The sequence below is a fragment of the Nitrospiraceae bacterium genome (genome assembly GCA_020632595.1).
Classification (GTDB): Bacteria; Nitrospirota; Nitrospiria; order Nitrospirales; family UBA8639; genus Nitrospira_E.
Map to the genome: position 1 here is coordinate 1,036,179 of JACKFF010000001.1, position 22,971 is coordinate 1,059,149.

Sequence of the window (22,971 nt, forward strand, 5' to 3'; positions counted from 1 at the left end):
CATTTCCTTCGCCACATCCGACACCCTGAGAGCCGAATAACCATGACAGCACTGTGTTCATTCAGAACATTCCGCCAAATAAGCCAACGTCTCTGCTTTGCGGTTTTTCTCCTATCCCCTGTTTCCACGGAACCAATTCTGTGGGCATCCTCTCCGCAGATAGCCATCCAAGCCGAACCGCCATTTTTTTCTCCGAACCACCTAATGATCCGCCTGGACTCGGCCCTCACGTGGAAAAATCAAACTCGAGAAGCCCATTCCATCGTGGCAGACGACTGTCAGTTCCGCTCCCACTGTTCATTTGACTCAGGCGTCATTCGTCCCGATCATCAGTTCGTCCTAACCCGATTAGCCCCCGGGCAATACCCCTACCATTGTGGACTCCATCCCTTCATGCGGGGCCTGTTAACTATCCATACCGCGCACTCCCCGTCCTCTGATATCTGATTCAAAAGCCATATTTTTGTTGTTGCCACTGTCCTCCCTTGTCAACACAGGTGATTGTCCTTCTGTGACCCCTGTCAGCTGCCCTTTTTTCGTTGCATGCCATAAGTCCCTAATGGTACATTTCTGACATGCCTGGTAAGGGCAGAGAGTACGAAATTCAATTAATAAACAGACAAAGACTGGTCCCATCGTCTAGGCTGGTCTAGGACGGCACCCTCTCAAGGTGCAGACACGGGTTCAAATCCCGTTGGGATCACCAATCGCTATTAGGAGCTGATGTTCGCCCCTTCCTGATTGTTTGCACCCGCTCCCGTTAGAATCAGACTCCCCGTACTCCCGTCTGGTTATTTCTTTCATCTATGCCGTAAGGATCTGTGATGACTACGAGAACTTTTCACGATGGCGAAAGCGACGGCCTGGAAGCCCTGGAGGCTCTGGATCCGGAAACGATTGAATCTTTTTCCGACCTTCTTTCGGCCATGAAAAAAACCGCCTTTGGCGGGCGACGTCTGGGCGATGCTTTTGAGATTTTAAACAAAATGGTCCAGGATCCCGATTGTACGGTGATCTTAACCTTGTCTGGGGCTATGACCATCGCGAAAATGGGAAAGATTATCTGCAGCATGATCGACCGAAACATGGTGCAGGCCGTGGTTTCCACGGGGGCTTTGATTGCCCATGGCTTGAGTGAAGCCGTAGGCAAAACACACTATAAATATCACCCATCCATGACGGATACCGAGCTGTATGAAAAGGGCTATAACCGTGTGTACGATACGCTGGAAATGGAATCCAATCTCAACCACGTCGAACGGGTCGTCAGTCAAACCTTAAAGCGTATGACCCCTGACACACCCATCTCTTCGGAAATTCTGACTCGCGAAATCGGGAAAACTCTCCATGACCATTACGAAGGACCAGGGATATTGAAAAGCGCCTATGAGCAGGGCGTCCCGGTCTATATACCTGCATTTACCGATTCGGAAATGGGGCTGGATGTCTCCATTTGGGCCATGAAGGAGAGGCGACAATCTCAAGGCACACCTCAATCCACTGATCTCTCCGATCAGGAAACCTGGCAGGTCTTGCAGCAATCTCGGCCGGCATTTAATCCGTTCTTAGATCTCAATAGTTATACGGAAAAACTACTGTCTGCCAAACGGTTGGGGATTTTCACTATCGGAGGCGGAGTTCCTCGTAATTGGGCCCAACAAACACCACCCTATATCGATATTCTCAACCTCCGGATGGGTACACAATTAACCCCTCCGCGGTATCAGTACGGTGTCCGCATCTGCCCGGAGCCTGACTACTGGGGTGGTCTCAGCGGATGCACGTATGAGGAGGGTGTTTCATGGGGAAAATTTGTGCCTCGAAAAGAGGGAGGAATGTTTGCTGAAGTCTTGAGCGATGCCACAGTCGTTTGGCCTCTTCTCATGATGGGGCTCCTGGAAAAAGCCCGTCGCCGGTAAATTCACCCCCTGGGCAAGACCAGCCTCTTCTCTCGACACGGTCCGCCGGGAATGCAACAATAGTATCCAATAGCCATGGAGTGATGATGAACATTACCCAATCAAACAAATCGACCATATTCCTCGCCATCCTTCTTGGCACCCTACTCATGAGTACCACGATTCATGGGAAAACTCCTGACTTTTTGATCCAGGATGATGATGTGGTGAGAGGGGATCCCAAGGCGCCCATCACCCTGTTGGAATACTCGGATTTCACCTGTGGCTTTTGCGAAAAGTTTTTTCATGAGACATTTCCTAAATTGCTTTCGGAGTACATTGAGACCGGAAAAGTGCGTTTTGTCTATCGGGATTTTCCAAGGGGCATGGGCAGTCCACTTCGAGCAGCCGATGCCGCTCGATGTGCAGGAGAGCAAAAGGCCTACTGGCCGATGCATGATCGCCTCTTTAACAGTCAAGGCCAGTTGGCTCCGGATAATCTCAAACAATATGCCAAGGAACTCAACCTCCAAGTAGAACAGTTTTCAGAATGTTTGGCTTCCCATCGTTATATGAAAGATATTGAGAAAGATTTACAGGATGCGGGGTCCCTGGGCATTCGGGGCACGCCGGCATTCGTGCTCTTTCCTACAACCCTGCCGGAAGATCCTCATCTTATTTTAATTCCCGGCGCCTTTCCCTATGAAACCTTCAAGGAAGAAATTGATAAATTGCTCAAGCTTCATGGAGGCTCGATCTCTTCACTGTCTTTGCCATTACTGTCCTCTACTCACATTGAAGGAGCATAAATGCTCCATGCATTCGCTCTCCACGCAATTCCTCATTGATCTGACAGCGTGATTAGGTGTACATTTGCAGAGGCAAGGCTGAAATTCATGTTTTTACCCACAGAATGGTTTTGAGTCATGACTGAATCCCAATCCTTCTGGCCTGTTGAATGCGCACAAGGTGAACCTGATCTGTTTGTCTGTTTAACCTGTTTTGATGAAGTATTCAAAGCCAAGATGCCGGTCGACGGGTGTCCGAGTTGTGGAGCCATCGCCGCATTCGAACCGTTTAGTTTGGATGCGATCAGGGAATGGGGAACGGAGAATCTCATTCAGAAAGCTGAACGGTTGCCTTCTTCATCCCATCCCGGTTCTGACCAGCCAGCTTCATCAATCTAACCACCTCCATTTCACGAGGTTTTCACCTTTTCATGACTGTGGCCACGGCAAAGCCAATCCTTATAGGCGGCCAATGGGTCCAGACCTCCTCCGCGGAGCCGGTACGCAACCCCTATTCCAATGACGTAGTGGCCATGGTCTGCCAGGCAGAGCCTGAGCATATCCACCAGGTCACCAACTCTTCCAAACGAGTCTCGGCCGCATGTGCCGGGATACCGGCACATGCCAGAGCCAAGGCGCTCCTGCATATCGCCGCCGGCTTATCCACCAGACGGGAAATGTTTGCGGCCACTATTTGTCAGGAGGCTGGGAAACCGATTACCGATGCACGCCGTGAAGTCGATCGTGCCATTCAGACCTTTCGCTTGGCCGCGGAGGAAAGCACCCGCATCCCTGGAGAAATCATTCCGATGGATCTCGCCCCAGGAGGGGAGGCGTACTCGGGATCTGTCCAACGCTTTCCGATCGGGACGGTTCTTGGCATTACCCCATTTAATTTTCCCCTAAACTTGGTGGCCCACAAAGTGGCCCCTTGCCTGGCAGCGGGAAATCCGATGGTATTGAAACCAGCCCCGCAAACCCCGTTAACTTCGCTCATGTTGGGTGAAGTCTTTTTGACGACAGAACTCCCTCCGGAAATGCTGACGATCATCCCCTGTTCCAATAACCTTGCAGAACAAATGGTGGTTCATCCCAATTTCCAAGCTTTGAGCTTCACCGGCTCTATGACGATCGGGTGGATGCTGAAAGGAAAAGCCGGATACAAACGGGTTCTGCTCGAACTCGGAGGGAATGCCGGGGTCATCATAGAACCGGATGCCAATCTTGACGTGGCCATAGACCGTTGCGTAGCGGGAGGGTACGGATATGCCGGACAAACCTGCATCTCTGTGCAACGAATCTTCGTCCATGAATCGCGGTACGACGACTTCCTCAAGACCTTTGTCGAGCGAGTTCGATCACTGCCCATGGGCGATCCCTCCCTCGAGAAGACCGTTGTCGGTCCCCTTATAAACGAACAAGCCGCCCGCCGAGTCGAGACATGGATCCAAGAAGCGGTTTCGCATGGGGCAACAGTCATGACCGGCGGGACGCGAAAGGATTCGTTCATCGAGCCTGCAGTTCTGACTCACGTCAACAACAGCATGAAGGTCTGTTGTGAAGAAATTTTCGGACCGGTAGTGACCGTCACACCCTATGCAGACCTTGAAGAGGCGTTTGCCCTTCACAATGATTCTGATTTCGGACTCCAAACAGGAATTTTCACCAGCAACATCGACACCATGTATCAGGCATACTCACGGTTAGAAGTCGGCGCACTCCTGGTGAATGAAATTCCGACTTTTCGGGCCGATCACATGCCGTATGGCGGAATTAAACAGTCAGGATTAGGTCGAGAAGGGGTGCGGTATGCTATTCAGGAACTGACCGAACCTAAATTGTTGCTGGTCAAAAGGCCTTCTTGAGGCCTCCGTATTTTTTCTTGAATGTTCAGTCCTCACGATCTTGCACCTTGCCAACCACTCTTGGTAAAAATACCCGCGTACGTGGCAAGGTTGTTCTTTCCCGTGGCGTTCGAATCGTCCAGGCTTTCCCATATAGAGTTTTCGCCAACAGACTGGAGAGCGAGGTTGTGAATCAGATTCGACGATCACCTGGTCATCTCCTGCCTATCCCAATCCACCACTAACTGATCGACGAAGGAGTCGCGATGGTCCCAACGCAAATGTTTCTCACCAGAGGTGTGGGCGTCCACAAGGAAAAACTGGCATCTTTCGAAGAAGCCCTCCGGAGCGCGGGAATTGCTTATTGCAACCTGGTGACCGTCTCCTCCATTCTTCCTCCGGATTGTAAAATTATCTCGCGAAAACGTGGCGAGCAGTTACTTAATCCGGGCGAAATTACCTTTTGCGTCATGGCCAGATCCGAAACCAACGAGCGGAATCGCTTGATTTCGGCTTCAATCGGCGTGGCCATTCCCTCCGGCAGGAAGGTTAATTATGGCTACTTGTCGGAACATCATGCCTATGGAGAAACGGACGAAGAGGCGGGAGAATATACCGAAGACCTCGCGGCCCAAATGCTCGCAACCACCCTTGGCATCAAATTCGATCCAAATGTTGCATGGAAGGAACGTGAGCAGGTATTCAAAATGGGAACGGATATTGTTCGAACCCAGAACATTACGCAATCTGCGATCGGAAAACCAAATCTCTGGACGACCGTGGTCGCGTGTGCAGTCTTTATTCCACTTGAAAACATCACTGACGAACCAAAGCCCCGTCAAAAAAAATCAAAATAGGGGCGTGGATTGGGCAAGCCATTCTGGTGAATAAATGCTTTTCTTTTTCGACTCTTTTGCAACCTGACAAAACCACATTCAAACATCTGTTATGCAGTAGGATTCCCCCTCACTTAGCAGAGTCGGTTCTGCAAGAACCGCCCTTTTCCCTCACAGTGGGACTGTTGAAAAAAGCCGGCAGCGGCGTTCTCGCCATTTTTCCCTGCTCCCATACTGGAAGCACGCTCTGCGCGCAATAATTATTAGTATTCAACACTCTTACAGTGAGAATTCCGCGCATAAGACGGTATGGTCCGAAGGGCTTTCCGCACGACGAGGCTGAACGTCCACCTTCACCGTTTGAGAATAGGGGAGAAGCGGCGGGGTAACCAGAATGTGATCTATGCGCCACCCGCGGTTCGCTTCTAAAGCACCTGGACGTCGATAATCCCAAAACGTAAATTGTTGACGACGCGGAAAATGATGCCGAAACACATCCACGAATCCCCAGGACACCGTCTCATGATAGGCTCGACGCACTTCTTCATGGAAACACACATGCTTGAGGTGTTTTTCCGGGCTATGCACATCAACCGGTTCAGGGGCCACATTCATATCTCCACACCAAATCACGGATTGTCCTGGTGAGATCACACGCGAAAAATACCGCCTCAATCGCTGGAACCACTGTAATTTATACGCATACTTCGGCGAATCAATGGCAAATCCCTGTGGAACATAGGTATTAATAATCATGATGCCATTGACCACCACTCGAACCAGCCGAGTGGAATCCTCTGGCAGTTCCCCGTCTTCAAAACCAAATGCCACGGTTTCCGGCAATGCCCGGCTGAATACGGCGACGCCGTTGTAGGATTTCTCCCCACAAAAGTTGATGACATAGGGTAAGTCGGAAAATGCTTGAAGGGGAAACGCATGATCCTGTACTTTAGTCTCTTGAAGGCACATCACATCAGGGTTGTGTTGCCGTAACCACTTGTGAAGAATACCGATCCGCTTTCGAACTGAATTGACATTGTAGGTCGCAATTTTCATTCTTCTTGAAACTCCTATTCACCACTCACGCTATAGGCATTCCTCAAACAGAACAAAGGCAGATACTCCTCCACAACCAATCCTCAGGTATGTGAGGTGCATGAACTTATGGCTACCAGTCCTTTCTTCACTCCTGATGAACTGGCCCTCTTAAGCGATCAGGATTTTTTTCGGAAAAAAGCCGAAATTTCCGTCAAAATCAAACAGGTCCTGGAACACCTCCATGACCGGCTCGAGGCAGAAATCGGCTACCATCACCTTTTGGCTCCTGAAGGGTTCGACCCTCAAGCCAGTCAATTTGTCAAAGGCGAACATCTGGAAAATTTCCCCTACCAATATGTCGATTTCCCAAGATTTTATACGCGTGAGAATAAATTCGCGTTCCGCTCCCTCATCTGGTGGGGACACCACATGGTCTTCGCACTGATCGTTGAGGGCCCGCTTGTGAAGCAGTATCGACGCAATCTATTTAATCGATACCCGGAGGTGGCAGACCATCATCTCTGCCTGTGTCTCAGCCCATCTCTCTGGGAGTGGAAAATGGGACCTGGCCTGACACTTCCGATTACACACGGTCGACGATCAGAAATCGCTGCAACACTCGACCATCGGACATTCTTTAAAATTGCCAGGTTTCTTCCAATGCATGATCCGGCAGTCAAAACAGGCACCATCGTTGATGAAGGTCTGAAAACCTTTCAGGCCATTCTACCGGTCATTACGGCCTAAGAGCCTGTCGGACTTCAGATGCGGCAAAAGTTCCTAAACGGTCCATATTTCCTGGCATTTTTGGTCTATAGTCCCACTGGGGGGCGGCAAAATTGTCAATATCCGCCCTTGCTCAGCTACATTTTCACTATCGATTCCCAAAGTCCGACAGGCTCCTAAATACACGACATTCCTCGCGCACAGGGACCTTGCCCGAAAATGTCCATCGATTCCCGGTCCTATTCTTCCTCAGCCAGGCCAAGTAATCTGGTAAGCTGATCCACCGAATACGTCTGTGTGGTCTGAAGAATGATCGATTGAATTCCCGCCGCCTTCAACAGGGTCTCCACAAATCGATCTCGGTCTTCACGTCCTGCCGTAGGAGAAACCTCCTTGTTCAAGGTAATCACTGTCGTGACTTTAAGTGTCCCAGGATGGGCAAGAACGACATAACAACGAACAGGCTGAATCATTCGCATGGCGGCCTTTCGAGCTTCTTCATCTTTATCGACAACGGACAGGACACTGAGAAGGGGAATTTTGGCCAAAACCAGCATATGATCACGAGCCGCTAAGGTAATCAGATTATAGAGAGTCGCTTCTTCCGGCGACATGATGGGTCGAGCGGTTACCACACTTTCACCAGATTCAGGATTCAAAGCCGGAAGCACACCTGCTGGAAGGGGACGACGCCAGATCCATCGCAACAAAAACACGACTCCGAGCATGAACCCAGCCAGGAGAATCAGTGAGAGTCCGTTCTGAGACATGAATCTGTCCGTCATTGCACCAGTGGGAAAAATCCCGTAACCATAAGAAACATTCTAGGGAAGTCCGTGAATACCGGGAGTGACCGTCCCCAAAATAACCGAATGGCGAGCACCCGTGACCTTAGGCAGATTGGCACAGACACCCTTCAGGGTTTGATACGCCAGCACCGCAAAGGCCTGCGCCTCAAAGGCCTGGCTGGATGCCCCACATTCATCCATGCGCATCACGGGAAAGGGATCGAACACACTGGACAGTTCTGACCAGAGCCGGGCATTTCGCACCCCTCCACCGCCAAACACCAACTCATCAGGGACTTCCCTCGTCCACTTTTGCGCCTGGTGAATCACCTGAGCAATAAACCGGCAACTTGTCGCCAAGAGGTCAGAAATAGCCAAATGGCGACGCTTCGCCTGAGCCCACACACGCTGGATATACTCCTCTCCAAACATCTCACGCCCAGTGGATTTGGGAGGCCTTCGAGAGACATAGGGATGTGCCAGCAGCCAACGAAGCAAGCCCTTATCCACCTGACCCTTCATGGCAAGACGACCACCCCGGTCAAATCCGGCCATCCCCTTTGTCTCCATAGCCACCAATCCATCCAACAACATATTGCAGGGGCCTGTATCAAACGCCCGAACCGCTGCCAGGTTCCCCCCCCGGGGCAATAGGGTCACATTCGCAATCCCTCCCAGATTGACCACCATTCGTGTGAGATGTTTCTGCGCAAAAAGAAGGGCATGGACATAAGGAGTCAATGGAGCTCCCTCTCCACCGACCGCCAGATCTCTGGCTCGAAAATCCGAAACAGTCGTGATGCCGGTACGTTCCGCAATCACATGGGGATCTCCAATTTGGAGTGTCGACCGGATCTGCCCAATACCAGGCTCATAGATCGCGGCCGGCCGATGATGAATCGTTTGACCATGCGAGCCGATCAACGCCACTCGTTGAGGAGAAATGCCGGAATGCTTGATGGCTAACAACGCGGTTTTAGCAAATACTTCACCCAGGACCACATTGAGGTGACAGATCTGCTCAACGGTTCCCTGCTCACACACCTGTAAAATTCGTTGTCGGAGCCTGGGAGCATACGGACGACCAACATGTTTGAGCAGCACACTCTTGAGACGATGTCCAGTTCCGCGAATATCCACAACTGCAGCATCCACCCCATCCGCCGATGTCCCTGACATCATCCCCACAACGATCATCGATTTCCTCGATTCATTGGCCTGCGCGTTTCATTGGAATGACAATTGAATTGTTGCAACCCTCGCCATCGCCCATCTCTACCCATTCAATAATTTCGTGGGAGGAGCTATATGTTTGCCGCGGTCCCAGACCATACCAGTCTGTTCTTTATCAGAAAATCCCAAAGACGCGTAAAACCCCTGATAGCGCCTGGTGCAAAGCCAAAACAACTCCACCCGCTCCAACTTGGGATGCGTTAAAATTCGCTGGATAATCCCTTTACCAATATCCCGATCCTGATAGGCCCGATCCACGATCACATCCCAAATCGAAGCCCGATAGATAAAATCCGTCAACACCCTCCCAAACCCGACAAGTCTTGAGCCATCCCAGGCGGAAATGGCCACATCCGTATGAGCAAGCATGCGTTCAGTGTCCTCCAGTGAACGATGGCAAGCCCAGTCCGTTTGGCAGAACAATGCCAAAAGCTGTTGCGCCTTGACGTCATGGGAATCCAAAAAATTGATCATGCGTTGGCAGATTGTGGCAAGATGTATTACACTAAGTCTACTAGAAATACGAGACAAAAAACCGGAGTCGTGCCGATGTCGATGCTGGTCAGAAAATGTCCAAAATGCGGGAAGTTATTTTGGAAAAAAGAAGAAGAGATCCAATATGCCGACGAGAATACCCTGAAAGTCGTCTGTAATCACTGCCATCAGACCTTGCGAATTCCGCTCATCACAGAAGGCGCCAATGCCGGCGCCCCGAAAATGGGACATTAGGATTTTTCACCGTTCCCCTTCCAGCATCAGGGTCGCGTGTTTATCAAAACCATAGCCAATTGAAAATATTCCCCTGCTTTGTTCTCATTATTAGGTTTTTGACTGTATGCGACACGAACATTGGGCCGGCTTAGATGTCTGCATTACCGGTGGTGTGGATCGCCAAGGGAGCGGCGAGGGACCACTTGTGGTACTTTTGCATGGATTCGGAGCACCAGGGGATGATTTAGTTGCCTTATGGCGGTACCTCAATGTCCCGGATGACGTCCGTTTTCTCTTTCCTGCCGCCCCACTCCAATTAAGCATGGGCTTTGGCGACGCTCGAGCTTGGTGGATGCTGGACATGGAACGCCTCACACAAGCCAGGGCCCAAGGGCAGTGGGACGCGTTATCACAAGAAATCCCCCGCGGCCTGTCTCCCGCCCGCACCCAAATGCAGGATGTCCTCTCTCTTGCCATAGAAACCCTGTCCGTACCATCACCATCGCTGATCCTTGGAGGGTTTTCCCAGGGGGCCATGCTGGCGACCGATCTGGTCCTTCATACCGAAATTCCCTTCGCAGGATTGGTGCTACTATCGGGCACCCTCATTGCCAAGCAAGAGTGGCTCGCTCGCCTACCCAATCGCCAGGGTCTCCCGGTATTTCAAAGCCATGGCACCGACGATCCTATTTTATCGTTTTCCATGGCGCAGCAACTTCGTGAGCATATCCAAAAGGCTGGATTACAGGTCAGTTGGGTAGAATTCCGCGGGGGCCATGAAATTCCCATTCAAGTATTGCAGGGCCTCGGAGCCTTTCTGCAATCACATCTCTATCCTTCTCCGATCTAAAAAAATAATGCGGTAAAAAATTTAGGAGTCAAGAGGCAAAAGAGGGATCCCCTCCTCACCTACTTTTCCCTATCCACATTTTTCTTCCCGTCGCCTCACTCCTCCTTATTCCCTTCGGATTACGGGCTTTCTCCATACCGCACAGACAGGACTCCACACATTCTTCCCTCCCTCAGGAACCATTCTGAGAAGATTCCATGCCTGCATTGCGCAGAAAATTCTCTCTCCGGTATAGTAGCCGAAGACTATTTCATCATTTTTCAACAGGATTAAATTTTTCTATGATGACATTTGAAGAGCTGAGCACTCAACTTCAGCAAGCCCTGGGCGATGCCGAAGTTTCAGTCCTTGATCGAACCGGTACCATGGACCATTTTACCGTCAAAGTCATTTCCAATGCCTTTGAAGGAAAGAATTTATTGGACCGCCATCGAATGATTTACCAAGCCCTAGACGCGCCCATGAAGGACGGACGCATTCATGCACTAGAAATTCAGGCCAAGACCCGCAATGAAGCCCAAGGAGGATAATCTTATGAGTACGCCCATTGAAGATGAAATTAAGAGAGAAATCGCCCAACACAAAATTCTCATTTACGGGAAGGGCACCAAGACTGCCCCACAGTGCGGATTTACCGTGGAAACCATGGAGTTTTTTAACAAATTCGGCTATCCCTATGAATTAATCAACGCCTTGCCAAATCCTGAAAAACGGGAGGCTCTTTCTAAAATGACCAACTGGCCGACATTGCCAAAAGTTTTTATTAATGGCCAGTTTTATGGGGATACGGATGTCTTGGGTCCGATGGAAGAAAAAGGGGAATTGCAGCCACTTCTAAAAGCAGCATTTTCCGATCAAGCCACCTGATCAATCCAAACGTTTCCTGGCTCAACAAGGCCCACCTCCCCAACAGGTGGGCTTTGTTGTCTGTCTCAGGCCTTTCCCCAGTCGGAACACGCCTCCAGCAAGACCCGACCTTTTCTTTTGTTAATCACGGAAACTCCCTACACACCTCAGACGCTTCCTTTATTCCTACCTCTAAGAACCGGTGGCCGCACGTTGACCCAGGGTTTGAAACATGGGGGAATATCAGGCACCTCTAAGCCCCCCCTTATTATCTCTCCAGCATATGTATTCTTTTGTTGGCCGTTCCTAGCTTATTAAATTGGGTCTTTGGAAATTTGGTCAACCCTTCACGCGTAATCCCTTAAGCGTGTTGTCTCTTGTCCGATAGGTTCAACCTGGAACCATTGAGGCACTGGGCCATCATGAGATATCCCATCTTCGTACTAAGGGCAAAAAACAAAGGAACATCTAAACCCCTAGGGTCATCTTCAGTCACGTTCATCATCAGTATCATCATTGGTCTAGGAATGATGACCTGGTCTTCCGCCCAGGGAAGTCATTTAACCCTCCCTGGGTCCCAAGACCTGAGTCACGGAGATGAATCGGACTCTCAGCCATTCATCCGGCAACTAGAAAAAATCAACAACTATATCCCTCCCCAGGCTCAGCCTGAACGCCAAAACGTCACCTCATCAAAGGTTGAGGACTCCGCTCTGCCTACCAATCCCCTTCGCCCTTCGCCCATCGGACTCAAGCCTATAGAATCTCAGCAATCCCATTCCCCTCCATCTAAGAACCCCATACACATCGCAGTCCTGCTTCACAACAATGACAATCAAGATCAGGCGAATGCAGGTTGGCGGTCGTTGCTGAATGGTCGGCCGGAAGACGCGATAGCGGCTTATCAAAAATCCCTCAGGACCGATCCCGAATCAGCCGAGGCGTACCTCGGCATGGGCATGGCGCTGAAAAGTCTGGGCTTTATTAACCATGCCAAAGATGCCATTCAACAGGCGCTTGAACTCAACCCTCGTCTCTCTTCAGCACTCGTACATCTGGGATACCTCTATGCAGATGGCCACATCGTCCCTTCAGATCCCAAAGCCGCTCACCGGCTTTTCAGGCAAGCATCTCAACTCGGAGATCCATTTGCCGGCATCGCACTCCTAGACCTGCAAGCCCGCTCACGGCCGCAATCCTGATTTCCGGACAACGGGTGGACTTAAGAATGCCATCCCATGTGCCGATGGATTTTTATGGGCGTGCTATACCATTTGCCATATTGAGTCTGAAATACGGCCAGACGACGCGCCCCTCGTAAAGGAGAACTGACAGATGCCAAAAAATCTATTCCGGCCGCTTCATCGTTCCCAGGGATTTACCTTGGTGGAAATGATCGGGGTATTGGCTATCATCGCCATACTGATTGCCTTGTTACTGCCAAAGATTTTCACTCTGATTGCGTCCTCCAAAGCCAGTTCCCTGGCTGCCGCTGTAAGAACGTATGAAACTGCCGTCGCAAAGTATTATGGAGATATCGGAACCATCTGGCCTCTCAATGCCGCTGGAACTCCGGCACAAGAGAACGGAGGGAATAGCGCCACCGTAACCTCTCTTGGAGCTCGTTTAACACTCGACGCCTCCGATCCGTTAAATACCGGAGCGAATCAATGGAGCCGATTCCGAGGACCCTATCTGGAAAAATTTAATACCAATACGCCTCCGGGATTGGGCACCACCATGTACATGCCGGCGCAAACGGCAGTTGCACTCGGGACAGCGACGACAGGAACGAATGTAGGTTGGGATCTGAAGGGTGATGATGGCAACAGCGATCTCCCCACTGGAGCTCGAGTGGCCTATCTCAGAGTCGACGGAGTGTCCGATACGGAATTCAATGAAATTGATGGAGTCATCGATGCCGGTATCGGTACAAGCTTAACCGAACGCCAATTACGCGGACGCGTGAAATACAACCCGGGTAATGATCGCCTGTACATTTATCTTACACATCAATAATTCACATCCTCGTTCATTGAGGGGAGTGTTGAATAATAAAGATTTTCAAGGGAAAATGTGCCCAGGATGAGATTACTCATCAAGGCTCCGGGTCGGTTCAAAAAAGTCCGTCCAGCAAGGCCGCAGCCGTTTTTACGCGCGGAGCGTACGCGTCGTACGTGAGCACGGGAAAATGGCGAGAACGCCGCTGGCGGCTTTTTTCAACAGACCCTTGAGGAATGATTGAGAAAATTCCAACAATGGCTGTGCTCCCTCCTCCTACGCGGTTCTCACAGGCGAGCGCCCATTTGCTGTGGCCCATAAGCTTCTCCTAGCAATCTGCCCCATGCCAACCACACCCACACCTCCCACAGCCGCACGGCCTCTTCTCGGAACGTCTCTCCTCCAAGACGGCTGGATCACTCAAGAACAATTGGACTTGGCGGTCCGCGAGACGAAGAGAAAAGGGGTCATGCTCGGCCAAACCCTCATTGGCCTGGGATTCATTACCGAAAAAGTCCTGGCCCATTATCTCGCTGAGGGCACCCAAACCGGCTTAGTCGACCTCTCCACGATCTTCATCCCACCGGACATTGTCAATCTCATTCCCTATGACATCGCCACCCAGTTTCAAGTCCTCCCTCTTAGCAAACAGGGAAATGTGTTGAACCTGGCTATGGCAGATCCATTGAATATCGTCGCGGTGGATACCATTGAAAGTCGGATCGGGCTCAACGTCCATACCCACACGGCCCCTGCCCAGGAATTAATTGAAGCCATCGAGCGGCACTATGCGCACCGGGAATCCATCAAGCAACTGCTTGATGAATTAATGGTCAAAGGGATCTCTGATCTCGGGGAAGACGGAAGCCGGGTGGCGCCGATGATTCGCTTGTGCAATCAACTCATTACCGCCGCCATTCAATCACGGGTAACAGATATCCATGTCGAGCCGGATGAGTACTATTTACGGATCCGAATGCGCATTGACGGCATTCTCACCCAAGAAATTCTCATTCCAAAACCCCTTCAAGCGCCTATTACCGCTCGGTTTAAACTCATGGCCAATCTTGATCTCACAGAAAAACGAACTCCCCAGGACGGCCGGATCCCCTTTACCTTAGGCACTCGCCGGATTGATCTTCGTGTGTCGACCCTCCCAACCAATTTTGGAGAAAGCATTGTCCTCCGAATTCTGGATAAAGGGGCGTTGAAGTTAGAATTCCTGGCGCTGGGGTTTACACCCAGCGACCAATCGCGCATCCAATCCCTGATCCAACGTCCCCATGGCATTATTCTGGTGACGGGTCCCACAGGAAGTGGAAAGACCACGACGTTATATACGGCGCTCCGTCATGTGGATGCGAAAGAAAAAAGTGTATTTACACTGGAAGATCCGATCGAATACCAAATGCCTCTCATTCGCCAAACACAAGTCAATCCAGACATCGGCATGACCTTTGCGGCCGGACTTCGTGCCCTCCTTCGACAAGATCCTGACGTCATTCTTGTTGGTGAAATCCGCGACCAAGAAACGGCCGATCTGGCCATGCGCGCGGCCTTAACCGGACATTTGGTTTTTTCCACACTTCACACCAACGATGCACTAGGGGCCATTCCCCGTTTAATCGACATGGGTGTGGAAGCCTTCCTCCTCGCCTCCGCCCTGACCGCGATTATCGGACAACGCCTCGTTCGGTGTATTTGTCCCGAATGCAAGGTTGAACGGACAGATGCCTCCACTGTCCTTGCGGACCTTCGAGTGGAATTGCCAGGACACATTCCCCCGACGCTCTGGACCGGAACAGGATGCCACGCATGCGGCCAGAGCGGCTATAAAGGCCGAGCAGGCATTTACGAAATCATCCAGATTTCGGAGGAACTACATGGGCCTATCGTGCACGGCCCGGATATGGCAGGCATTCGGGCAATCATCCGGCGGGATCGGATGCCAACGATGTTTGATGACGGACTCATGAAAGCCCTTCAGGGAATCACCACTCTCGAAGAAGTGTTAAGGGTGACCGGTGGCTAATTTTCAGTACCGCGCCATCGACGCCCATGGGAAGCCCGTTGAGGGAGAGATGGCGGCGCCGGATCTTTTCCACCTGGAACGCCAACTTCAGGACATGGGACTCTGGCTCGTGCGCACACTGGAATCCAAACCGAAGTCCCTTGCCCGAACCACTCAAAAAAGAGGGAGAGTCAAACCCCGCGATCTCATGGAATTCTCCACACACATGTTTACACTCCTCGAGGCCGGCATTCCCCTGACCCAGGCTTTAAAAAGTTTGTCGATCGAAACACCCAACCTTCATTTGCGTACGACCTTGCAGGCAATCTTTCAACAAGTCGAGGCCGGAAACACCTTGCATGATGCCATGAAGCAACACCCCAGGATTTTTCCTCCTCAAATTACCAATCTGGTGCATGCCGGAGAAGACAGTGGCACCTTGACCGAGACCTTCAAAGAATTAGAACGATATCTGGATTGGGTCGATCAGATCCGTGGAGATGTGCGTCAAGCCACGATTTATCCAAGCATCGTCATGGCAGCGGTAATCGGATTACTGGTCTTGCTCTTTACGTTCGTTATTCCACGATTTGTCCCCATCCTGGAAGGTCTACATGTGCCGCTTCCGACTATCACCATTTTTATCATCACCCTCAGTGAACTCTTCGTCGGGAGCTGGTGGCTCTGGAGTTCGCTCCTCCTGCTCGGCCCAATAGTGTGGATCGTGGGGCGAAAATCCCTTCCGGGCTTTGCTCACTGGCGGGACCGCATGATCTTACAACTCCCCGTCCTGGGAGAACTTATCCGGATGCTCACGATATCCAAATTTGTTCAAAATTTTGCCGTCTTGTATCGAGCCGGCATCCCTGTTCTGCAAAGCCTGCAATTGTGCCAGGGCCTGGTGGGCAATTCTGTCATGGAACGGGCACTACAGGACACGCAACGCGCCGTGGCAGAGGGCTCTACCATCAATGAATCATTAAGCCGTCACCCGGTCTTTCCCCCAATGGTGATTCAAATGATCTCGGTCGGGGAAGCCACCGGGACATTACCCCATACACTCATGAATGTGGCGAATTATTATAATCGGGAAATTCCCCGCAGAATCAAAAAGGTTTTTGGCATTCTCGAGCCCCTGATTACTCTGGGATTAATTGCAATCGTGGGAATCGTCGCATTATCACTCTTTATGCCCATGATGAGTTTAATGGGTGGAATCCATTGACAGACTGCCTGGGCCACCCTGACGTCGCCTTACCTTGCCCTCCCCCTCAACAACATGTCTCTGACCCGGAAGCCGGAACGACCCTCATTATCTTTATCGGCTTGTTGGCGATTCTGTTTATAGGGCTCGCTGTTGTGTCGCCCTCCATGATCAGAGTCTGGGATCGAACGAGTGAAGACCGTGAAACCCGTGACCTTCAGCTCATCGCCAACGGTGTCATCTCGTATCTACGACAAAACAGAACCACGCGTTCCCCTCTTCGTTACCCATCCTTTCTCCCGACTTTGTGCCATTGCCTCCAGCCCAACTGACGCGAAACGCACGGGGCTTTCCCCGCTATTATGCGCTGCATCCCTCCATAGCCGGATTCCAAAATTCGACCGGACTGCCTGTCGGGGAACTCCTCAATGCCCGTTTTCTTCTCATATCCAATCTCGCACAAGATGCGGCCCCCAGCATCACCACACCCGCCTCCTTTGAAACCTGGTGGAACATGGATGCCAGCACGACTCCTCCACTCATTATTCATCGTGGAACGTTCGGCCATCTTTTTTATATGGTCAACCTTACCCCCAAGGGAAACGGGGGAAGCTTTTCGATTGACCACCAACCAACTCATTCCAACGGCGCGCTTCTTCCAACGCATGGCCGCCTTCATTTTCTGGGCACTGAAATCGGTTTGGACGAGGACAATAGCTACAACACCCCTGATATTGCATTCTCTCTCACCACCAATACCGGCTATTGGTTCGATCCCTTATGCATCGCCACCAAACGATGGAATCCTCTGTCTCCGCCCTGTTAGGCGGAAACATTCTCGCTCCCTGACCCGGCAAAAAATGCCCGGTTTCCGCCTCCATGACCTGACTGCCGGCTGATCTTCCCGCCCCCAGTGGTCCTCACAAACCCGCCATGATCATTTGAAAATATTAAGAAAATTAAGATTGGCTTTTCAAACACCGAAAGAAGGGTTGGTGGACTATTAGGCGGGATATACCCGATGGAGAGAAGACTACTCTCCCGCACCCCGAGATGGAAACCTCGCAGGGCAGGAGCAAGACGGGATCAAACTCATGGCAAGACCCAATGACTTTCCTATTCAGGCTATAGGGCTTCAGACGGCCTCGATCCCATTCGAGACAACCTGGCGTCCCGGCACAAGCCTCCGGTTCATTCAGTTCGATAACCGGAACACCATTGGAAAAATTGGTCAGAAATTTTCCGCATTATTTGAGACCTCACGATGTCTTTCTCCAAATGGATTTACGCTTGTGGAAATGATCGGCGTCCTGGCAATTATCGCCATTCTTGCCAGCCTCATTGCGCCAAACGTGATTCATCAACTGGCCGCCGTGAAGCGGGAGGCGGAGGATGAACAATTGGCGACAATTGCTCGGGGAATTGAACTCTACGTCCGGCAGACCCGTTCATTTCCGCCAACACTTACTGCGCTGAGTCCGGATTTCGTCGCGGCCGCTCTAGGACAACTCACCACCAACCCTAATGGATTTCTTCGCTATTACTTCGTGCAACCCAATATCAGTGGATTCACCAACTCCACAGGTCTCTCCACGACGGCCTTGGGGGACGCACGATTTATGGTCATTACCCATCTGTCCCAAAATGTGAATCCCGCCATTACCAACGATGCCGAATTTGATACCTGGTGGAGTACCGATGAAACAGGAACACCGGATCTAAAAATTCGTCGCGGGCACGTCGGCCATTTATTTCATCTCCTCAGCCTCTCTGCCAATGGGGCCGGAGGCAGTTACGCGGTGGATGGGAGCCCGACTGATTCCGGTGGCAGCATGCTTGTGCCGCATACTCGCTATCACTTCTTGGGAACCACGATTAGTTTGGACGAAGCCAATACATTTAGTGTTCCAGAAATACAATTCACCTTGACCACCGAGGCCGGATTTCAATTCGACCCCGACTGCGCGACAGGATCCAAATGGCGAATCAACAATAGCGGTTGCTATAGCCCCTAATACTATGATCGACACCCCGCAATCACCCACATCATTTGCCGACGCTCAGACACCTGCGCCGGAGATCCCGCTGAACCTCCAGAAGACCCTGGTGAAGAAAAAACAGACGATTTTAAGCGTCAGCCTTTCAAATGGTCGATTGAAAGCCTTATCCATTGTGAAAAATACTATTGGACGGAGTTGGGAACGTCCAGGCCGGCACGTGTCCCTAGACACACTTCGCGAAGCATTGGAAGAAGCGATTGACCACACCCAATTTCCCGGCACGCACCTCGCCATGCTCGTTGACCATCCGCGACTTGCCTCGCGGACCATTCAAATCCCTCCGATGCTCCTCACCGACCTCCTTCCCTTTCTTGAACGAAAGGTCCAACAGGAAAAACCGTGGGAGGGCCCAGCAGCTTGGCGATATCAGATTGGCCTGGAAGCACGAGGAAAATTACATATTCACCTTCATATATGGCCACAAGACTATATCGATAAGATCGTGCGCATCTGCCATGAGTTGGGCTTATCTCTTCGTCAGTTGGCTCCTCTGTCGACTCTGGCTGAGAGTCAACTCAGCACGTTGCCCGTCGAACCGGGAAAAGGTTCGATCCTGCTAACCATGCTCGAAGGGAAAATCATGATTGTCGCAGGGAATGATGATGGAACCCCGATCTGGACTCGACACCTGTTCCCCGCTCAAGACTGGGTTCCCCTTGGAGAGCGGGTCGGAACCGAGGCTAATCGGACGATCATGTTTCTCACACAACAAACAAATTTTAAGTTTCCCTGCATCTGGCTTTGGGACGATGAAGAACGATTAACGGCGAGTGAAATACAGCCACACGTGAACACTCCCCTTGTACCATACCCCATCAAGCCGGACTGGAATTACTGGCTGTGGGTCGGTGCGATGCTTCCGGTCAATCTGCACAGTAACTTCACGCCCACGCAGGTTCTTCAGGCCCCGCTACGAAATACTCTCACCAAGGCTTTCGTCGCCATGCTTGCGATTTTTATCATTTTTGGAGTCGCAACAACCAGCGTCATCGAAGGTTACTTGGCCAGACATCGCACGGCGATGCAAACCATGACCGAACAAGTCACCGCCCTTCAGCAGGATCACGCACAATGGGAAAGTCGGCTCATGTCGTTAGACACAAAACGGCAATGGACTCAATCCGTCAGCGAAACCACCACGCCGGAATTAGAAGGCCCGTTTCTCAGCTATATGGGATCCATCATCCCCACCCAGGTCATCTTGCTCAAAGCCTTTGTGGAGCGAACCCAGGACGGATGGAACGTGGAGCTGGAGGGCAGCACTTCTACCAATCTTGCCGCCACATTGCTTGTGTTGGATCAGTTCGTGCAACAGCTGGCGGATGGTCCATATCATGTATCCCTGCATGAGGATTGGCGAGATCAACTCTTGACCCAAACCGACACCCCGACCAATGAACGCCCGCTCTATCGTTTCACCCTGAAGGGAACCATGTCATGAAGTGGTTTCGCCGCTTTGAGTGGCCCAATCCCCAACAGATTAAAAGCACGGTACTCCTGGGCCTCCTGATTGGAACCTTATCCATTGTCGGCTGGGTGAGTCTGGATAAACTTTTCACCATCCAGAAGCGCCAGTCGTTGACTCAAGATGCCATCGGCTTGGAACAACAGGTGTCGGAGCTTCGCTCTCAATACCTTCAGGCTCGTCCGGATGCGCTTGACACTCATTTCCAGCTGGCTGAGCAACGCCTACTCCACAACTTCACCCATTTGGCGCAATGGGCACAAACGCTTCAGACCGACGGGAAACGGTGGAGTCTCCTCATCCAGTACCGGATTCTGAGCACAGACCGCGCCACCTCTCCCATCCAGGGAGTAACATTGGTCCCGCTGGAAATTCAGGTCACCTCGCAGGGAAACCCCCATGCGTATGGTTCCTATCTTCAGTTCCTAAAAGCCCTCACCCGATCAGGACCAAGAGTCGATATTCAGAAAGTGACGGTTCTGGGTGATGGTCAACAAGCCACTCATTTCACCATTGGATTGTCGGTATGGATGAAAACCAACGATTCCGTCGAGCTTTAAAAAATCCCTTTGTCGCGATGGGTCTGTGCCTTCTGGCAGGCTTCGCGATTTATACCAATATCGTGGATACGGCATCCGATGCACCCGGCATCATCTCGGTGGGACTGAATCGCCTGCTTTCTGCTCCGACACTCCCTCCCCCGACTCCTACAGGGCGACCCCATGACGATGAGGCTGGCCAATGGATCGAACAATCCAGTCGGGATCCTTTTGCCCCCATCGCGGCCGCATCTCACTCTCATTCGGATTTACCTTCGTTGCGAGTCGACCATACAGGGGAACTCCCGCAGACGAAGAATGCGTTGACCCTTAAAGCCATTGCCATCGAAGCTGAGCAACGGAGTGCGGTGATCAACCGGACCGTCGTGTATGAAGGAGAAATAATTCACGGGCATCAGGTCCTGTCCATTCAGCCCAAAGGCGTGTGGCTCAAACATCAGGGCAAGACCCAATGGTTAACATTTTCTAAGGAAGCCACGTCATAACGACCCTCATCACTCTATGAAAGACGACATGCGCCACAATACCACCGTGATTCCTCAGACCTCCGTGATCTCCAGTCGACCGTCTAACGAGGCATTGATCAGATGTGGGGCGCGATTTTTTCAAAGCCTAGCTCTTTTGGGCATGTTCAGCCTATGGGGATGCACCGTCGCTAATCCAGATGCAGATCGGGCATTCTCAGATGCCAACACCACTCAGACTGCACAGAGACTTTCCCTAAGCTCAGATTTGGCGGCGCCATCCGTGAACAACCCTCAGGCAACATTTTCCCTGGAGGATCGCATGTTGCTCACCAGCGATCTCCCCAAGCCTCCGACACCGCCGCCTGCCCCTTCCTTGGGACCCTTATATTCATTTCGTGCACAAGATCTGCCGATCATAGATGCCTTGGCATTGTTTGCACGAAGTAACCATTTAAATATTGTGGCCGGACCGGACATCACCGGCGCCGTTACGGTGGATTTTCATCATCTGCCTCTGGAACAGGCGATGTCGGCCATTTTGGAGGCCCATGGTTATTACTGGGAACACCACCAGAACCTGATCCAGGTGAGGCAATTCAAATCCAAAACCATGAATATCGATTACATCCGGCTCGTCCGGGGAGGAGCCGGACAGAATCGCGCCCAACTCAATTCCGGATCATCCGGCTCCGGTTCAGGAGGAACCCAGGATGCGGGACAAATTACTGTCAACCAGCAGGATGAAATCAAATTCTGGGAGGAACTCGAAAAGCAGATTCAAACCTTGATGTCGAAGGATGGACGTCTGGTCCTTAATCGTCTTTCCGGAACGATTCAAATTACTGACTGGTACAAGCGTGTTGATGAAATCGAATACTTCCTTAAGAAGGTGCATCAAGCTCTTTATCGGCAAGTCGAAATTGAGGTCAGAATTTACGAAGTCAATCTTAACGACAATTACAGTTTGGGCATTGATTGGTCCAAAATCAATTTTTTGGGGTCTTCTGGAAATATCGCCATCGCGAACATTATTGCCCCACCCTTCGTCCCCTTTGGAGGGTTTGCCTTTAAGGCGGCAACCACCACGATTTCCTTTGCTGACGGAAGCTTCGACGGCGTCCTCAAAGCTCTCCAGGAACAAGGTGACCTGCGCGTGGTGTCCCAGCCCCGGGTCGTCACCCTCAATAATCAACCAGCATTAATTAAGGTCGCCACGGATCAGCCATTTTTCACCCAAACCATTGCCCAAGGGACCTCAGGCACCGGCAATATTGTGACCGAGCAAGCTCGATCGGTGACGGTGGGATTGGTCCTTTCCGTCACACCTCAAATTTCCGAAGATGGATGGATCATGATGGATATCACTCCGATTATCTCCCGGCTTCGTGACATTGCCACCTCCCCTAACGAAACCTCTACTGCTCCGGTTTTAGATGTCAAACAATCCTCCGGGCTGGTTCGTCTCAAAAATGGAGAAATGGTGATCATTGGTGGTCTCATTCAAGAAGAATCGTCGGAAACTGAACGCAAGGTTCCGATACTGGGAGATATTCCTTATCTCGGCCGCCTGTTTAAGGGGACGTACACCGTCAAAACCAAAAGTGAATTGGTCATCTTTTTAACTCCAAAGATTGTGCAGTCTTGA

The 22,971-nt window shown here is 51.3% G+C and carries 26 protein-coding genes and 1 tRNA gene; 22 read left to right on the forward strand and 5 right to left on the reverse strand.

The genetic code is table 11. From position 1 onward, the window contains the following. Positions 1-42: 42 nt before the first annotated feature. The 7 genes from H6750_04765 (at position 43) to H6750_04795 (ending at position 5,387) form a co-directional block, all read left to right on the forward strand. Positions 43-447 carry a cupredoxin domain-containing protein gene (locus H6750_04765; protein MCB9773619.1) on the forward strand — a complete coding sequence of 135 codons (405 nt, stop codon included), beginning with the start codon at positions 43-45 and terminating at the stop codon, positions 445-447. Positions 448-628: 181 nt separating this feature from the next. Next, a tRNA-Glu gene (locus H6750_04770) sits at positions 629-706 on the forward strand. A gap of 118 nt (positions 707-824) precedes the next feature. After that, entirely contained in the window at positions 825-1,919 is a 1,095-nt protein-coding gene (locus tag H6750_04775) for a deoxyhypusine synthase family protein (protein MCB9773620.1), read from the forward strand. Positions 1,920-2,002: 83 nt separating this feature from the next. Beyond that, the gene (locus tag H6750_04780; GenBank protein ID MCB9773621.1) at positions 2,003-2,707 is read left to right on the forward strand and encodes a DsbA family protein; all 705 of its coding nucleotides are present in this window, start codon (positions 2,003-2,005) and stop codon (positions 2,705-2,707) included. A gap of 117 nt (positions 2,708-2,824) precedes the next feature. Further along, positions 2,825-3,085 (forward strand): hypothetical protein, encoded by a 261-nt coding sequence (locus H6750_04785; protein ID MCB9773622.1) that lies wholly within the window; start codon positions 2,825-2,827, stop codon positions 3,083-3,085. A 38-nt stretch (positions 3,086-3,123) separates the two neighbouring features. Beyond that, positions 3,124-4,551 carry an aldehyde dehydrogenase family protein gene (locus tag H6750_04790; protein MCB9773623.1) on the forward strand — a complete coding sequence of 476 codons (1,428 nt, stop codon included), beginning with the start codon at positions 3,124-3,126 and terminating at the stop codon, positions 4,549-4,551. 245 nt (positions 4,552-4,796) lie between these two features. Then, complete coding sequence (locus H6750_04795; protein MCB9773624.1) at positions 4,797-5,387, forward strand: arginine decarboxylase, pyruvoyl-dependent; 591 nt, start codon at positions 4,797-4,799, stop codon at positions 5,385-5,387. Between the two features lie 258 nt (positions 5,388-5,645). On the opposite strand, the gene xth is transcribed toward H6750_04795, so the two are convergent. Then, the gene (gene xth, locus H6750_04800) at positions 5,646-6,422 is read right to left on the reverse strand and encodes an exodeoxyribonuclease III (protein ID MCB9773625.1); all 777 of its coding nucleotides are present in this window, start codon (positions 6,420-6,422) and stop codon (positions 5,646-5,648) included. 108 nt (positions 6,423-6,530) lie between these two features. On the opposite strand from xth, the gene H6750_04805 reads away from it, so the two are divergent. Further along, on the forward strand, positions 6,531-7,151 hold the full coding sequence (locus tag H6750_04805; protein MCB9773626.1) for a hypothetical protein: 621 nt from the start codon (positions 6,531-6,533) through the stop codon (positions 7,149-7,151). Between the two features lie 218 nt (positions 7,152-7,369). Here the strand turns inward: H6750_04805 and H6750_04810 are convergent, their stop codons facing one another. The 3 genes from H6750_04810 to H6750_04820 form a co-directional block, all read right to left on the reverse strand. Further along, positions 7,370-7,900 (reverse strand): DUF2726 domain-containing protein, encoded by a 531-nt coding sequence (locus H6750_04810; GenBank protein ID MCB9773627.1) that lies wholly within the window; start codon positions 7,898-7,900, stop codon positions 7,370-7,372. Positions 7,901-7,954: 54 nt separating this feature from the next. Beyond that, a complete protein-coding gene (locus H6750_04815) occupies positions 7,955-9,115 on the reverse strand; it encodes an anhydro-N-acetylmuramic acid kinase (protein ID MCB9773628.1) in 1,161 nt (386 codons plus the stop codon). A 78-nt stretch (positions 9,116-9,193) separates the two neighbouring features. Then, positions 9,194-9,520 carry a GNAT family N-acetyltransferase gene (locus H6750_04820; protein MCB9773629.1) on the reverse strand — a complete coding sequence of 109 codons (327 nt, stop codon included), beginning with the start codon at positions 9,518-9,520 and terminating at the stop codon, positions 9,194-9,196. Between the two features lie 24 nt (positions 9,521-9,544). Here H6750_04820 and H6750_04825 point away from each other — a divergent pair, with 24 nt between their 5' ends. From H6750_04825 to H6750_04850, 6 genes are all read left to right on the forward strand, one after another. Continuing rightward, positions 9,545-9,880, forward strand: a complete 336-nt coding sequence (locus H6750_04825) for a hypothetical protein (protein ID MCB9773630.1) — start codon at positions 9,545-9,547, stop codon at positions 9,878-9,880. A 106-nt stretch (positions 9,881-9,986) separates the two neighbouring features. Continuing rightward, positions 9,987-10,712: a hypothetical protein gene (locus H6750_04830; protein MCB9773631.1), complete on the forward strand. Its 726-nt coding sequence runs from the start codon at positions 9,987-9,989 to the stop codon at positions 10,710-10,712. 281 nt (positions 10,713-10,993) lie between these two features. Beyond that, positions 10,994-11,242, forward strand: a complete 249-nt coding sequence (locus H6750_04835) for a BolA family transcriptional regulator (GenBank protein MCB9773632.1) — start codon at positions 10,994-10,996, stop codon at positions 11,240-11,242. A gap of 4 nt (positions 11,243-11,246) precedes the next feature. Then, the gene (locus tag H6750_04840; protein ID MCB9773633.1) at positions 11,247-11,579 is read left to right on the forward strand and encodes a glutaredoxin; all 333 of its coding nucleotides are present in this window, start codon (positions 11,247-11,249) and stop codon (positions 11,577-11,579) included. A 506-nt stretch (positions 11,580-12,085) separates the two neighbouring features. Further along, positions 12,086-12,760, forward strand: coding sequence for a tetratricopeptide repeat protein (locus H6750_04845; GenBank protein ID MCB9773634.1), 675 nt, complete (start codon positions 12,086-12,088; stop codon positions 12,758-12,760). A 133-nt stretch (positions 12,761-12,893) separates the two neighbouring features. Then, entirely contained in the window at positions 12,894-13,577 is a 684-nt protein-coding gene (locus tag H6750_04850; GenBank protein ID MCB9773635.1) for a prepilin-type N-terminal cleavage/methylation domain-containing protein, read from the forward strand. A 97-nt stretch (positions 13,578-13,674) separates the two neighbouring features. Here the strand turns inward: H6750_04850 and H6750_04855 are convergent, their stop codons facing one another. Beyond that, positions 13,675-13,878 (reverse strand): hypothetical protein, encoded by a 204-nt coding sequence (locus tag H6750_04855; GenBank protein ID MCB9773636.1) that lies wholly within the window; start codon positions 13,876-13,878, stop codon positions 13,675-13,677. Between the two features lie 24 nt (positions 13,879-13,902). Here H6750_04855 and tadA point away from each other — a divergent pair, with 24 nt between their 5' ends. From tadA to H6750_04895, 8 genes are all read left to right on the forward strand, one after another. Next, the gene (tadA, locus tag H6750_04860; protein MCB9773637.1) at positions 13,903-15,591 is read left to right on the forward strand and encodes a Flp pilus assembly complex ATPase component TadA; all 1,689 of its coding nucleotides are present in this window, start codon (positions 13,903-13,905) and stop codon (positions 15,589-15,591) included. Further along, a complete protein-coding gene (locus H6750_04865) occupies positions 15,584-16,795 on the forward strand; it encodes a type II secretion system F family protein (protein MCB9773638.1) in 1,212 nt (403 codons plus the stop codon). Before tadA ends, H6750_04865 begins: the two co-directional genes overlap by 8 nt. Before the next feature lie 286 nt (positions 16,796-17,081). Beyond that, the gene (locus H6750_04870; GenBank protein MCB9773639.1) at positions 17,082-17,600 is read left to right on the forward strand and encodes a hypothetical protein; all 519 of its coding nucleotides are present in this window, start codon (positions 17,082-17,084) and stop codon (positions 17,598-17,600) included. 268 nt (positions 17,601-17,868) lie between these two features. After that, positions 17,869-18,789 carry a type II secretion system protein gene (locus tag H6750_04875; protein ID MCB9773640.1) on the forward strand — a complete coding sequence of 307 codons (921 nt, stop codon included), beginning with the start codon at positions 17,869-17,871 and terminating at the stop codon, positions 18,787-18,789. Positions 18,790-18,880: 91 nt separating this feature from the next. Further along, positions 18,881-20,275 carry a hypothetical protein gene (locus H6750_04880; protein ID MCB9773641.1) on the forward strand — a complete coding sequence of 465 codons (1,395 nt, stop codon included), beginning with the start codon at positions 18,881-18,883 and terminating at the stop codon, positions 20,273-20,275. Beyond that, positions 20,272-20,859 (forward strand): hypothetical protein, encoded by a 588-nt coding sequence (locus H6750_04885; GenBank protein ID MCB9773642.1) that lies wholly within the window; start codon positions 20,272-20,274, stop codon positions 20,857-20,859. The genes H6750_04880 and H6750_04885 overlap by 4 nt, the downstream gene beginning before the upstream one ends. Beyond that, positions 20,826-21,344, forward strand: a complete 519-nt coding sequence (locus H6750_04890) for a hypothetical protein (protein ID MCB9773643.1) — start codon at positions 20,826-20,828, stop codon at positions 21,342-21,344. The genes H6750_04885 and H6750_04890 overlap by 34 nt, the downstream gene beginning before the upstream one ends. A gap of 28 nt (positions 21,345-21,372) precedes the next feature. Then, complete coding sequence (locus H6750_04895; protein ID MCB9773644.1) at positions 21,373-22,971, forward strand: secretin N-terminal domain-containing protein; 1,599 nt, start codon at positions 21,373-21,375, stop codon at positions 22,969-22,971.